This window comes from Citrobacter sp. KH_055_1 (assembly GCF_057838705.1).
Genome location: NZ_CM174473.1, coordinates 1,751,198 through 1,765,614, shown reverse-complemented (window position 1 = coordinate 1,765,614; position 14,417 = coordinate 1,751,198). Strand labels below are relative to the sequence as shown.

Here is a 14,417-nt window from a genome sequence, read left to right as displayed (position 1 = left end):
TCTTTAATCATCGTCCCTTTTAGCGATGAAATACCGGGCCAGGAAAACGAACCCGGAACTTTTAATTGAGGTGGTTATGTTCAGGAAATTAGCAGCTGAATTCTTCGGTACGTTTTGGCTTGTGTTTGGTGGGTGCGGAAGCGCCGTGCTGGCCGCAGCATTCCCGGAGTTAGGAATTGGTTTTGCCGGTGTCGCACTGGCATTCGGTCTGACAGTATTAACCATGGCATACGCCGTGGGACATATTTCAGGCGGCCATTTTAACCCGGCCGTGACATTAGGCCTGTGGGCGGGCGGTCGCTTCCCGGCAAAAGACGTGATTGGTTATGTTGTTGCGCAAGTTATCGGCGGGATTGTTGCGGCAGCGGTGCTGTATCTGATCGCCAGCGGTAAAGCAGGCTTTGACGCCACGGCCAGCGGTTTTGCATCAAACGGCTATGGCGAACATTCGCCAGGCGGTTATTCCATGCTTTCTGCCATTGTTATTGAAATTGTGCTGACCGCAGGTTTCTTGTTAGTGATCCATGGCGCCACGGATAAACATGCTCCGGCAGGTTTTGCACCGATTGCTATTGGTCTGGCACTGACCCTGATTCACCTGATCAGTATTCCGGTGACTAACACCTCTGTAAACCCGGCGCGTAGCACCGCGGTAGCCCTCTTCCAGGGCGGTTGGGCGTTACAACAGCTGTGGCTGTTCTGGGTTATGCCGATTATCGGCGGGATCATCGGTGGCCTTATTTATCGCACGCTGCTGGAAAAACGTGATTAATCGATAACGAAAAAGACCTGGCATTACGTCAGGTCTTTTCCTCCCCGCTTTATTTCCTTTTATTTGCAACTTTACTCCCCTCTTTGCTTTCAGTAGTGTGTATACCCGTCATACTTCAAGTTGCAGATGTGTTGGCTGCGCTCTTTCCCCCCAGTCACGTACTTATGTACGCTCCCGGGGATTCACTCCCTTGCCGCCTTCCTGCAACTTGAATTATTTAGGCTATAGTGGCGCATTTCGTCTTACTTCTCAGCAAGGACCGGGTTTTCATGTTTTCAGGGCTGTTAATCATTCTGATTCCACTTATTGTGGGCTATCTTATTCCGCTTAGGCACAGAGCGGCATTAAAACTCATCAATCGCCTGTTGAGTTGGATCGTTTACCTTATTCTCTTCTTTATGGGTATCAGTCTGGCGTTTCTGGATAATCTCGCCAGCAATCTGTTATCGATATTGCATTATTCTGCGGTCAGCGTGACGGTCATTCTGCTATGTAATATCGCCGCGCTGTTGTGGCTCGAGCGTTCACTTCCCTGGCGGCACAACCATCGGCAGGAAAAGCTGCCATCACGCATTGCCATGGCGCTGGAGTCGCTACAACTTTGTGGCGTTGTTGTGCTGGGGTTTCTGCTGGGACTCACCGGGTTCTCATTCTTACAGCACGCCACCGAAGCCAGCGAATATACGCTGATCTTTTTATTGTTCCTGGTCGGTATCCAACTGCGTAACAGCGGCATGACCTTAAAACAGATTGTGCTGAATCGTAGGGGGATGATTGTGGCCGTCGTCGTGGTGGCAAGTTCAATGCTGGCTGGCGTGATTAATGCGCTGATCCTCGGACTGCCGCTGAAAACCGCGCTGGCGATGGCCTCGGGTTTTGGCTGGTATTCCCTGTCCGGCATTCTGTTGACCGAGTCATTCGGTCCCGTCATTGGCAGCGCCGCCTTCTTCAACGATCTGGCTCGTGAGCTGATCGCCATTATGCTGATTCCGGGCTTAGTCGGCCGCAGTCGTTCCACCGCATTAGGACTGTGTGGCGCCACCTCAATGGATTTCACCCTACCCGTTTTACAACGCAGCGGCGGGCTGGAAATGGTACCTGCGGCCATCGTTCACGGCTTTATTCTTAGTCTGCTAGTGCCTTTGTTGATGGCCTTTTTCTCCGCCTGATACAGCACAAATACCCCTCTGGCGGTAGTCACCTACCGCCAAAATTGCGCTAAATCAATCTCCCTGCAAGTAGTAGCAGAAATCCCTTTAATCCCTTCGCGCGCAGGCATAATCTTAAACATGTATATTAAATATAACTTTAAAAGGTGTGACCATGTTTTGTGTGCAATGTGAACAAACCATCCGTACTCCGGCAGGGAACGGCTGCTCTTACGCGCAAGGTATGTGCGGTAAAACAGCAGAAACCTCCGATCTGCAGGATCTGCTGATTGCTTCCCTACAAGGTCTGTCTGCATGGGCTGTTAAAGCGCGTGAATACGGTATCATCGATCATGAAGTGGATAACTTTGCCCCGCGCGCATTCTTCTCTACCCTGACCAACGTTAACTTCGACTCCCCACGTATCGTCGGCTATGCCCGTGAAGCCATCGCCATGCGTGACGCCCTGAAAGCGCAGTGTCTGAACATTGATGCCAACGCAACGGTTGAAAACCCAATGGCTGACCTGCAGCTAGTGAGCGACGATTTGGGCGACCTGCAGCGCCAGGCGGCTGAATTTACCCCGAACAAAGACAAAGCGACTATCGGCGAGAACATTCTCGGCCTGCGTCTGCTGTGCCTGTACGGCCTGAAAGGTGCGGCAGCTTACATGGAGCACGCACACGTTCTGGGTCAGTACGACAACGATATCTACGCGCAGTACCACAAAATCATGGCGTGGCTGGGTACCTGGCCTTCCGATATGAACGCTCTGCTGGAGTGCTCTATGGAAATCGGCCAGATGAACTTCAAAGTGATGAGCATTCTGGATGCTGGTGAAACCACCAAATACGGTCACCCAACCCCAACTCAGGTCAACGTTAAAGCGACCGAAGGTAAATGCATCCTGATTTCAGGTCACGACCTGAAAGATTTATACAATCTGCTGGAGCAGACCGAAGGCACCGGCGTTAACGTCTACACCCACGGTGAAATGCTGCCAGCACACGGCTATCCGGAACTGCGTAAATTCAAACACCTGATCGGTAACTACGGCAGTGGCTGGCAGAATCAGCAGGTTGAGTTCGCCCGCTTCCCTGGCCCAATCGTGATGACCTCTAACTGCATCATCGATCCAACCGTTGGTGCATACGACGACCGCATCTGGACCCGTAGCATCGTCGGTTGGCCGGGTGTGAGCCACCTCGAAGGCGACAACTTTGGTCCGGTTATCGCGCAGGCACAACAAATGGCAGGCTTCCCGTACAGCGAAATCCCACACCTGATCACCGTAGGTTTCGGTCGTCAGACGCTGCTGGGTGCTGCTGATACGCTGATCGACCTGGTGAGCCGCGAAAAACTGCGTCACATCTTCCTGGTCGGCGGTTGCGATGGCGCACGCGGCGAACGTAACTACTTCACCGATTTCGCCACCAGCGTACCGGACGACTGCCTGATCCTGACCCTGGCCTGTGGTAAATACCGTTTCAACAAACTGGATTTCGGTGATATCGAAGGTCTGCCGCGTCTGGTTGATGCCGGTCAGTGTAACGATGCATACTCTGCCATCATCCTGGCGGTGACCCTGGCTGAGAAACTGGGCTGTGGCGTGAACGACCTGCCGCTGTCTCTGGTGCTCTCCTGGTTCGAACAGAAAGCGATTGTTATTCTGCTGACCCTGCTGTCTCTGGGCGTGAAAAATATCGTCACTGGCCCGACTGCACCGGGCTTCTTCACGCCGGACCTGCTGGCTGTGCTCAACGAGAAATTCGGTCTGCGTTCCGTGACCACCGTTGAAGAAGACATGAAGCAGCTGCTGAGCGCGTAAGGAGTTAAGTCATGACAATGCCAACCCATCAGTGCCCGTGGCGGATGCAGGTTCATCACATCCATCAGGAAACGCCGGATGTATGGACGATTTCGTTGCTGTGCCACGATTATTATCCTTATCGTGCCGGGCAGTATGCACTGGTCAGCGTACGTAACTCAGCGGAGACGCTGCGTGCCTACACCATCTCTTCAACGCCAGGCGTTAGCGAGTACATCACGCTGACCGTCCGCCGCATTGACGACGGTGCGGGTTCACAGTGGCTAACCCGTGACGTGAAGCGCGGCGACTATATCTGGCTGTCTGATGCCATGGGTGAGTTTACCTGTGAAGATAAAGCAGAAGACAAGTTCCTGATGCTGGCGGCCGGCTGTGGCGTGACGCCTATCATGTCGATGCGTCGCTGGTTGGCGAAGTACCGTCCGCAGGCCGATGTGCAGGTGATCTTTAACGTTCGTTCGCCGGAAGATGTCATTTTTGCCGACGAATGGCGCGAGTATCCGGTGACGCTGGTCGCTGAAAACAATGCCACCCATGGCTTTGTTTCTGGCCGACTGACCACCGACCTGCTGAAAAGCGTACCGGACTTAACTTCACGTACCGTGATGACTTGCGGCCCTGCTCCGTACATGGATCTGGTCGAAAAAGAAGTGAAAGCGCTCGGCGTAACGCGCTTCTTTAAAGAACAGTTCTTCACGCCGGTAGCGGAAGCCGCCACCAGTGGTCTGAAGTTCACCAAGCTACAACCGGCAAAAGAATTTTATGCGCCGGTAGGCAGCACGCTACTGGAAGCACTGGAAAGCAATAAAGTGCCGGTTGTCGCCGCATGCCGTGCAGGCGTGTGCGGCTGCTGCAAAACCAAAGTGGTTGATGGTAACTACACGGTTTCCAGCACCATGACGCTAACCGATGCGGAAATCGCCGAAGGCTACGTACTGGCCTGCTCCTGCCACCCGCAGGGTGATTTAGTGCTGGCGTAGTTGCTGAGCATCTGAGATTAAAAGGCTGCCTGGTTATGCTGGGCGGCCTTTTTTTTGCTTGTGAGGCACGTATGGTGATTTGCAGGTTGTGTATGTTGAGGTGATTGTCTGCCATGTGCCAACAGCGGACGTTTTGATTCTGGAAGCACATCTAATAATGTGGCCACTTCATACCAGCCGCGCAGCTGCAGAGAAGAGGACGACTTTGTACGCCTGCCGGAACTGGTGGATAAATACCTTCAAGGCTATAGAATGGGAGCGCGGCCGCATGCTGGTAGCCATGGTCCGCGCCGAGCAAAACGTACAAACGATTAAGAGAGGGGCCGCCTGATGGAAAACGTATTGCCTAATGAGGGGATTATCGCCATCCCGAAAGACAAATTGCCCCCTGAGTTCGTTGAATGGATCCGCACTATGCAAGAAACAGCAAACGAGAAGCTGCAAAAGGCTGATAGAACTCTACGCAAGATCCATGGGCTGATTAAAGCTATGCAGACAGCTGTACAGCTGACGTATGACCACCAGCAACTGGGGAAAGTTGAGTTTGAGGCGACCACTGAGTGGTACCTGGAAAACTCATCCAGAACCACGGCTTTTATCGTGACCTATGGGCGGCTATTCACTGAGAGCAAGGGCACGTACAAGATTGAACGAAGCAAGATCCCGGATGAACTGGGCGATATTCATGATGAAGTCATGAGAATGCGTAACAAGCTCTACGCCCACAATGGTGACCATGAATCCATTAACACTTATCCGGAGATTGGATTTGATGGTACTGAGTTTGAGATCAGGCTCGGAATGACTATTGATGTGCATGTTGGTGGGAATAATCATTGGGACGCACTGGTTACGTTTGTTAATGAGCACATTCACGACCAGCTTTATAAAAACATAGAGCGTCTCAAGAAGGAAACCGGCACCGTGTGGCGCACTAGTGAAGGGGGTTAAAATTAATGATAAATATTACATCGCCTGCGAACTGTTGCTAATGTAGACAGAAACTGTGCGCTGGTGTGGCCATTCGGTCCGCCGACCAAAGAGAAAAGTATAAACGATGACGACTATTTCCCAAAAATCGGCCCGAGAAATGCTTGGCACCCCTGAACAATTCAGAGGTGGGGACTACATAACCATAAATGACACCACAGAGCTGTTTATTCAGGCCGCCGACGAACCTGAAGCTGAACTGGCCGAACGCCATCCGCACATGGAAACCGCAGCCGTGCTGAAGCAAAATATTTTTATGAATGTCGGCTAAAATGCTTTCTCCAAAGTATTAATATTACCATTTTATATTTTTAAAATAAGGTTGTCACATGACAGAAAATAGCACTTTTTTTGGTGCACATGGAGATTTTTCTAGTGCTAATGCCACTGTTGGGGAAAATGGAAGTTTTGCTCCAGAGGGTATGCCCAGATCAAATATGGATTATTCAATAGGATACTCAAGTGCTGCGTTATCTCTTATAGATCTCGCTCTTAAAAGTGATGAAGTATTAAATAGCGTCGATTATCTGGTTTATCCTATATGTTTTAATATGAGGCATGCGATTGAGTTACAATTAAAGGAGTTTTGGGGTTCATTAGAAAAATTATCACAATATAGAAAAGTTGCTCTTGAAGAACATAGAACTATTAAAATAAAAGCAACCCCATCACTTAAAAAAAGTTTGCACGCCTTTCCTGATGTAAAGGAATCGACTACACATGATATTGGGATTTTCTGGGATTTAATAGGCGAGTACGCACCAATAATCGACCGTAGATTTTTAGATGTCATTCTTCTCGTGTCTGAAATCATATCAGACATTGCTGAAATTGATCCCACGGGCCAGACTTTTAGGTACCCTTCAGATACCATTAGTAAAGTGCATTTAGTCGACACTCCGTTAATTAGTATTCACGCCCTAAAAATTAGATTTACATTTCTGAGGAAAGTTATGCATTTTCTAGATGATCTAATTAGAGAGGTAAAATATGAATACTCATGGTGTAACATTACCGCCCACCTATCTTATTTTGACATCATATCTGCAGCATATGATATGCAACCATTCCTTGGTAAAGCGGAGCCTTATTATAAGCTGGCGAAAAAAGAAATAATTAACAAGTATAAGTTAAGCAGCAATGAGTATAGTAAGATAATTAAATTGATTGATTGTAATTATTGTATTAATGGCATAATTCAGATTGATAACAAGCCTATCCATTTAGATATAAATGATTTAATTCTTTTCTTTGATGTGTTAAATAAATTAAATCCATTTGAAGAATACCTAGCCAGAATAAATCAGCGTGGCAATAATCACACTAAATATTCACTGAGAGGAAGTTATGGTGAGGACCATTTCGATGCAATAAAAAGAAAGAGAACTGTAATTCAAGATTTTTTAGATGCATTGTCCCCTGAAAAGCTTGCAGAGATATGCTCGCTTTATGATTTTCATAAGGAGCCAAGTTATTTTGAGATGTATAAAGATATTCTTAGAGAAAAATCATTATATTTTAACAAGGTTTATGAAGATAAAAAGGCATTTCATACTGAAATTAAATATTATTTTGATAAAAATAATTTTTTCGAGGGGGTGATATTTAGCCTATGGCGACTTAATATTAAGTCAATATTTCAGGAAATAATTGATAGATATAACCTATCAGGATTTCATTGGTACGAAAAATTAATTAATGGTGAGCGACATAATAGCTTGTCGTTTTATGAATGGTATAATATCAAAATGAATGCATTAGCTGATGAGCTTAAGAGAAATGAACGAATAATATATCTATTAAGACGTGGTGATTAAATTAAAAATATGCATATTGATAGTAAAAAATGATGTTGCCTAATTTTATTGCATAGATTGTCTTTATTAAATCCTTCCCCCCTATAATAAGCTAAGTGTTTTAGAGTAAATATGGGGGGGAGAATGTATGGTTTCCTACTATCAAGGGTTATTGGATAGCAATACTATAATCATGGTTTCTAATTTTATGAAATCAATTGCAATCGTACTCTGTAGAACAACCTTGTTTCAACCTATGTCCGCTCCTCGCTCACAGCGGACCTTCAGCTCAGTCAGCAATGTCCGCTGCGTGCCAGGAGCGGATATTAAAGAAGAGGATCTTTGCTTAAACGCAGCGGGGTTTCTCCAATCTAATATCAGATTCACTAATATTTTCTTTTTTAACCCAGCCCAGTCGCATGTAAAATTTTGCCGCACGACTGTTTTTGTCGGTTTCAAGCCAGACTGCCTTATGGTGTTTGAATAATTCCTGCTCTGCGAGGTCAACAAGGCTGCGACCTACACCTCTGCCTTCATATTCAGGGAGAACAAAGACCGCAAAAAGACATCCTTCATCTGACAAAATCATCGAGAAACCAATCACTTTTCCGTCATCTACGGCAACCCATGCGCAATGACTTTTCTCAATCATATCGGTGACAACGCTCTCGGTAATTCCCATCTGCTCCATTTCTTCTCGACTGAGATGATTTTCTTTAACCGAAGTTCTGACTTCAAAAATACCCTCTATATCAGTGGATAGAGCTAATCTTGTCCTTATATTCATTTGTCTTATTCCATGCTTGAGACAGTTTAGTTTTGATGATCAGGCAGTGATATTCTCTGAGGATATAGAATCCTGAGTAAAATTGCCGCTGATGTCCGCCTCTTGCTCAAAGCGGATCCAAGTCAGCTTTTAACCACTCGATACTTGTTGCAAATCACCGAGTGATGAGTTCACCAAACATACCAGTGTGGCATGATCCCACCACGCATTGTTATTCACTCTTATTGCAAGCACGTTAAATTGTGCTTTCTGTATCTCATCAATTAAAGCCGGGAGTGGTTTCAGAGTACGCCAGGGTTGACCATCTTTCACTAAATGGTGCCTGACCGGATCATAAGAACTAATGTCGGCCGAATAACCGGGGGTTCCGCACATGGAACTGATCACAAAACGACCTCCGGGTTTGAGCAATCTCTTCACCTCTGCGAAAAAGAGAACCCGGTCATTATCTATCAGGCAATGCAAACAACTGCCGTCAATAATCAACTCAAACGTTGAGTCCTTACATTGATGTATACAGCAAACATTTCCGACAAAAAATTGTGCGGAGATACCAGCTTGCTGAAAACGCTTTTCTGCCCATCTGATAGCAGTCTCAGAAAAATCCACACCCCACACAGAATACCCTCGTTCAGCAAGGGACTGTGATGCCATAGCTCCGTTACCACACCCCATTTCAAGTACCGACGCACCTGACCGGGGTAAATAGTGATGTAAATTGAGCCAATGAAAGATTTTTTCCTGCTGTTTTTTTGCCCTAATATAACCTTCGCCAGCCCAAGCGACAGCTCCGTTTGCTATCAGTTGCCTGTATTGATTTTCATAGGGATTCATATTGAAGATGCCTTTTTTGCAACAATCCGCTTCACGTTTTACGCCATTTGTCGATGAAGTGAAGTTTATGGGCCTGGGTGCCAGTAATATCAGTAGACTTCACGACTCTTCAAGGGCCGCTTCATTCCAGAAGCGAAATCCAAGCCGTTCAGAGGGTTAAGTGCTGGGAAAGCCTTCAAGTATGTTAATTATCAAATCGAGTGGGAAGATGATTTCATTGGTCTGTCTGAGCTCTTCTAAGTTCCACCAGTAGTGATCGCGAATGACTTCTTTTTCGTTGTTACTCCAACCTGATCGGTCAATATCTGATTTATCTGCACTAATAATAAAGAAACGTTCTTCAGCAAGAACGTTTTCACCACTTGGCAGCATCATAGGGAAGGTTCTGGAGGCTATTTGTGGTCCTGTAGTTCTTCTTTTCAGGCCCGTTTCTTCAAATAATTCACGTAACGCCGCCTGCTCAAAAGACTCGTTGTGCTCAAGTCCTCCCCCTGGCGTTGCCCAGTATGTTTTCCCTTCCAGAGCATCATCTTTATGGCAGAACCTGAAGAGCAGAACATGATTTTCAGGTGAAAGGACTATCAATCGAGAGGCAGGGCGAGTACGCATATCTTCCCTCTTAAATAAAATTTAAACTCTTATTTCGGATGTTCATCTAAACATAAATTGCAGTCTGCAAGTACACATTGAGAATACTTTTTCTTGCCACGTCAACTGCGTTTATCGTCTTCTCTTTGCTCAAAGCAGACTGCCACCAATAACTCAATTTTTTGAAAAAATGGTACTCTTCGCAAAAGTATTCTTGAGTTCGACATTTTCCAACATCAACACCGCCCCCTAAAAAATCCAGCCTATCGCTGGGTTCAGATTGCTGACAAAAGTATCTTCGGGTAGCCCGGCCGAACGAAGTGACGCCGGGAACGTCCCCAGAGTCGGTACTGATGCACCTCGTCCGGGCTACTCGGGGATGAGCCCTGATACCGCCGATTTCACCACCAACTCCAGTATCAAACCCGGCCTCCCGCAACCCCTTGCCGCTCAAATTCAGCGCAGGCGTGCTGGTACGCGATTAGGTACATAACCTATGGCGTAAAGACTTTTATTTTTAACAGGTTACTGAGAAATTGGTGAATCTGTGTGGGGATCGTAGTCGCAAAAAGGTGAGCATAAACATTTCACCCCTCAATTTTTCAACCACAATTAACATTCACAAACTAATCAATATCCCCAACCATCGTCGAGCTTTTCAAACAAGGATCCCCATGAAAAAAGTGGCCATCGTCGGCGTCGGCCCCACTGGAATCTATACCTTCCATGCCCTGGTTGAACGCGGTGAACCGATGACCGTGCAACTCTACGAGCAAGCGGAAGAAGCGGGTGTGGGCATGCCTTACAACAACGACAATAACGCGGACCATATGCTGGCGAATATTGCCAGTATTGAAATCCCGCCGATTTACATCACCTATCTGACGTGGCTACAAAACCAAAGCGATGACTACCTGACACAATTTGGTATAGAACGCACGTCATTGCATGAACGGCAATTTTTACCCCGCGTGATCCTTGGCGACTATTTTCGCGATCGCTTTTTAGCCATTGTCGATAAAGCCCGTGAGTCCGGTTTTGAGGTTTGTGTTCATGAGTCCAGCGAAGTCACCGATCTGCGCGCAAACCCGCAGGGTGTTACGTTGTGGGTAAACCACGCACCACAACCTGTCGAGGTGGATTTTGCAGTTATCGCCACCGGCCATCTGTGGCCTGAGGGAGACGACACACCACGTGAGTTTTTCCCCAGCCCGTGGACCGGCCTGATGGACGCACAAATTAACGCCTGCAGAGTGGGCATTCTGGGTACGTCGTTAAGCGCTATCGATGCGGCAGTAGCCGTGGTCAGTCAACATGGCGCCTTCACCACCGATGCTGATAACACCCTCCATTTTACGCGCAAACCCGGTAGTCAAAGCCTGAAGTTGACTCTGATGTCACGCAGCGGTGTGCTGCCGGAGGCCGATTTTTACTGCCCTCTCCCTTATGAACCGCTGAACATCGCCACCGGTCAGGCGATTGAACACGTCATTGAGCAGGGCCAACGCGGATTACTGGATCGCCTCTTCTTGCTTATCGTCAAACAGCTGCAAGACGCGGCACCGCAGTGGAGCCAGCAGATAGCGCTTGAGACGCTGACGGCCGATACGTTTTCTGACATCTATTTTGCTGACCGAATTCAGCACAATCCTTTTGACTGGGCGAAACGCAACCTGCAGGAAGTCGAACGCAACAAGCGAGAGCAACGCACCGTCACGTGGCGCTATACCCTGCTGCGGCTGCATGAGGTTATCGAACAGGTCGTGCCTCATCTTGACGATGGCGACAGAGAACGCTTCAAGCACGGTCTGGCACGCGTGTTTATCGATAACTATGCGGCGATCCCTTCGGAATCCATTCGCCGCCTGCTGGCGCTGCATGAGGCCGGGTTAATTGAAATCCTCGCGCTGGGCTCAGATTATCAACGCCAAAATGAGCAAGGTATGACGGTTATTTACCACAACAATCAGCGTAGCGAATTTGATGTGTTTATTGATGCCCGAGGGCAAAAAGCGTTGAAGAGCAAAGATATCCCGTTCCCCACGTTGCGCCATCAACTCCTCGCCTGTGGTGATGAGATCCCGGATATCAGCGAAAATTATACGCTACGTGCGCCAAAGGATGCCTGTGGTCGCATCGCCTTTGGCGGGCTGCCATGGCTAATGCACGACCGCCCTTTTATTCAGGGTCTGGTCGTCAGCGCTGAAATCGGCGCAGCGATGGCAAACGCCCTGACACAAGGCACAGTGGGACGTCGGCGAAAACGCTGGGACCGTAACGAGGAAGACTAACGACCTGATAGAATCAGGAGGCGAGCAGCAATGTAACCACGTTGTCGCCTCCGCATTTGTCGTCCGATGGCAAACTAGCGCCAGGCCGACTGACCACCCAATGCGTATTTTCCAGCACCCAAAAATGCCACCGCCAGTGCGCCAATAAAGAAATACACCAGGCTTTCAATAGCCCATGCGCCGGTTTTATCCAGCGACCAGGTTTCACCCATTCCAACCATCAGCCACGCGACAACCATAGTGAATGCCAACCCTAATGCAGCCGGACGCGTCAGAATGCCGAGAATAATCAGGCACGGTGCCAGCACCTCGCCAAGCAAAACGCCGTAAGCAATGAAACCCGGAAAACCTTTCGCTATTAGCATGCCGCTAATGCCATCAATTCCGGCAAACAGTTTATGCAGACCGTGAAACAGCATCAGTCCCCCCACCGCCAGGCGTAACAAAAACTTGCCAAAGTCCTCATGCGTCAGCATGCGATTTACTGCATTTAATAAGTTCGTAACCATTTGAATTCGTTCCTTGTTTGCCATGTCCACAGTCAAGCTACGCGTTATCTTCGTCAAATGTAAGCTGCCGAAAATAAGGGGTAATGAGAAGCATAACTATTATCTTCATCTAAACTTGTAACCGGTATCACATTAAAGGAGATGGAAAACCATGAAACAAACGGTTGCCGCTTTTATTGCTAAAACGCTTGAACAGGCTGGTGTGAAACGTATTTGGGGCGTAACGGGTGATTCACTGAATGGTCTTAGTGACAGTCTCAATCGCATGGGAACGATCGACTGGATGCCAACCCGGCATGAAGAAGTTGCCGCCTTCGCCGCAGGCGCGGAAGCGCAACTGACCGGTGAACTGGCGGTGTGTGCCGGTTCATGTGGACCGGGAAACTTGCACCTGATTAACGGCCTGTTTGATTGCCACCGCAACCATGTCCCAGTGCTGGCGATTGCCGCACATATCCCCTCCAGTGAAATTGGCAGCGGCTATTTTCAGGAGACCCACCCGCAAGAGTTGTTCCGCGAATGTAGCCACTATTGCGAGCTGGTTTCCAGCCCTGAACAGATCCCACAGGTGCTGGCGATTGCCATGCGCAAAGCAGTGTTAAACCGCGGTGTGTCAGTCGTCGTGCTCCCGGGCGATGTTGCACTGAAAGCCGCGCCGGAAAGTGCCAGCACGCACTGGTATCATGCGCCGTTACCGGTGGTCACCCCGGCGGAAGAAGAGATGAGAAAACTGGCGCAGCTGCTGCGCTATTCCAGCAACATTGCGCTGATGTGCGGCAGTGGTTGCGCGGGTGCGCACAAAGAGCTGGTGGAGTTTGCCGCAAAAATCAAAGCGCCGATTGTCCACGCCCTGCGCGGCAAAGAGCACGTCGAATATGACAACCCCTACGATGTGGGTATGACCGGACTGATCGGTTTTTCATCCGGTTTTCATACCATGATGAATGCCGACACGCTGCTTTTACTGGGCACCCAGTTCCCCTACCGCCCCTTCTACCCCACCGACGCCAAAATTATTCAGATTGATATCAATCCGGCAAGCATTGGTGCGCACAGCAAGGTGGATATGGCGCTCGTTGGAGATATCAAAGCCACGCTGCGTGCCCTGCTGCCGCTCGTAGAAGAAAAAACCGACCGCAAATTCCTCGATAAAGCCCTGAGTGATTATCGCGATGCGCGCAAAGGACTGGATGATTTAGCCAAACCCAGCGAAAAAGCCATTCACCCGCAGTATCTGGCGCAGCAAATCAGCCACTTCGCCGCTGATGACGCCATCTTTACCTGCGATGTCGGCACCCCCACGGTGTGGGCCGCGCGCTATCTGAAAATGAACGGCAAGCGCCGCCTGCTCGGGTCGTTTAATCACGGGTCGATGGCGAACGCCATGCCGCAGGCGCTGGGTGCACAGGCAACGGAACCCGGACGCCAGGTGGTCGCCATGTGCGGCGACGGCGGCTTCAGCATGCTGATGGGCGATTTTCTTTCGGTGGTGCAGATGAAGCTGCCGGTGAAAATCATCGTGTTCAATAACAGCGTGCTGGGCTTTGTCGCAATGGAGATGAAGGCCGGTGGGTATCTGACCGACGGAACGGAACTGCACGACACCAACTTTGCCCGCATTGCCGAAGCCTGCGGGATCACCGGTATCCGCGTGGAAAAATCGTCGGACGTCGACGAGGCGCTGCAAAGAGCGCTGTCGATTGATGGCCCGGTGCTGGTCGACGTGGTGGTCGCGAAAGAAGAGCTCGCCATACCGCCGCAAATCAAACTCGAACAAGCGAAGGGTTTCAGCCTGTATATGCTGCGCGCTATCATCAGCGGACGCGGTGATGAAGTGATCGAACTGGCGAAAACCAACTGGCTAAGGTAAAACAGTGGGCATTACCTCACTTAA

At 48.9% G+C, this 14,417-nt stretch carries 13 protein-coding genes; 9 read left to right on the top strand and 4 right to left on the bottom strand.

Going from position 1 to position 14,417, the window contains the following annotated elements; translation table 11 throughout:
* Window positions 1-76: 76 nt before the first annotated feature.
* The 7 genes from aqpZ to AC3ITF_RS08155 all read left to right on the top strand — a co-directional run bounded on the left by aqpZ (window position 77) and on the right by AC3ITF_RS08155 (window position 7,535).
* Window positions 77-772, top strand: a complete 696-nt coding sequence (gene aqpZ / locus AC3ITF_RS08185; RefSeq protein ID WP_168246947.1) for an aquaporin Z — start codon at window positions 77-79, stop codon at window positions 770-772.
* Window positions 773-1,041: 269 nt separating this feature from the next.
* Window positions 1,042-1,941, top strand: coding sequence for a LysO family transporter (locus tag AC3ITF_RS08180; protein ID WP_096756557.1), 900 nt, complete (start codon window positions 1,042-1,044; stop codon window positions 1,939-1,941).
* A gap of 154 nt (window positions 1,942-2,095) precedes the next feature.
* A complete protein-coding gene (hcp, locus tag AC3ITF_RS08175; protein ID WP_096756556.1) occupies window positions 2,096-3,748 on the top strand; it encodes a hydroxylamine reductase in 1,653 nt (550 codons plus the stop codon).
* A gap of 11 nt (window positions 3,749-3,759) precedes the next feature.
* On the top strand, window positions 3,760-4,728 hold the full coding sequence (gene hcr / locus AC3ITF_RS08170; protein ID WP_096756555.1) for an NADH oxidoreductase: 969 nt from the start codon (window positions 3,760-3,762) through the stop codon (window positions 4,726-4,728).
* A 330-nt stretch (window positions 4,729-5,058) separates the two neighbouring features.
* On the top strand, window positions 5,059-5,679 hold the full coding sequence (locus AC3ITF_RS08165) for a hypothetical protein (protein ID WP_489176308.1): 621 nt from the start codon (window positions 5,059-5,061) through the stop codon (window positions 5,677-5,679).
* A 106-nt stretch (window positions 5,680-5,785) separates the two neighbouring features.
* Complete coding sequence (locus AC3ITF_RS08160) at window positions 5,786-5,989, top strand: hypothetical protein (protein ID WP_489176307.1); 204 nt, start codon at window positions 5,786-5,788, stop codon at window positions 5,987-5,989.
* 58 nt (window positions 5,990-6,047) lie between these two features.
* Window positions 6,048-7,535 carry a hypothetical protein gene (locus tag AC3ITF_RS08155; protein WP_489176306.1) on the top strand — a complete coding sequence of 496 codons (1,488 nt, stop codon included), beginning with the start codon at window positions 6,048-6,050 and terminating at the stop codon, window positions 7,533-7,535.
* Between the two features lie 325 nt (window positions 7,536-7,860).
* On the opposite strand, the gene AC3ITF_RS08150 is transcribed toward AC3ITF_RS08155, so the two are convergent.
* The 3 genes from AC3ITF_RS08150 to AC3ITF_RS08140 form a co-directional block, all read right to left on the bottom strand.
* On the bottom strand, window positions 7,861-8,301 hold the full coding sequence (locus AC3ITF_RS08150; protein ID WP_489176305.1) for a GNAT family N-acetyltransferase: 441 nt from the start codon (window positions 8,299-8,301) through the stop codon (window positions 7,861-7,863).
* 129 nt (window positions 8,302-8,430) lie between these two features.
* Entirely contained in the window at window positions 8,431-9,135 is a 705-nt protein-coding gene (locus AC3ITF_RS08145) for a class I SAM-dependent methyltransferase (protein ID WP_489176304.1), read from the bottom strand.
* A 156-nt stretch (window positions 9,136-9,291) separates the two neighbouring features.
* Entirely contained in the window at window positions 9,292-9,744 is a 453-nt protein-coding gene (locus tag AC3ITF_RS08140; protein WP_135911762.1) for an NUDIX hydrolase, read from the bottom strand.
* A 653-nt stretch (window positions 9,745-10,397) separates the two neighbouring features.
* Between AC3ITF_RS08140 and AC3ITF_RS08135 the strand changes: the two genes are divergently transcribed.
* On the top strand, window positions 10,398-12,014 hold the full coding sequence (locus AC3ITF_RS08135; RefSeq protein ID WP_489176303.1) for an FAD-NAD(P)-binding protein: 1,617 nt from the start codon (window positions 10,398-10,400) through the stop codon (window positions 12,012-12,014).
* Window positions 12,015-12,088: 74 nt separating this feature from the next.
* Here the strand turns inward: AC3ITF_RS08135 and AC3ITF_RS08130 are convergent, their stop codons facing one another.
* Window positions 12,089-12,523, bottom strand: a complete 435-nt coding sequence (locus AC3ITF_RS08130) for a DoxX family protein (protein WP_096756550.1) — start codon at window positions 12,521-12,523, stop codon at window positions 12,089-12,091.
* A gap of 151 nt (window positions 12,524-12,674) precedes the next feature.
* Between AC3ITF_RS08130 and poxB the strand changes: the two genes are divergently transcribed.
* The gene (poxB, locus tag AC3ITF_RS08125; protein ID WP_117343253.1) at window positions 12,675-14,393 is read left to right on the top strand and encodes a ubiquinone-dependent pyruvate dehydrogenase; all 1,719 of its coding nucleotides are present in this window, start codon (window positions 12,675-12,677) and stop codon (window positions 14,391-14,393) included.
* Window positions 14,394-14,417: the final 24 nt, after the last annotated feature.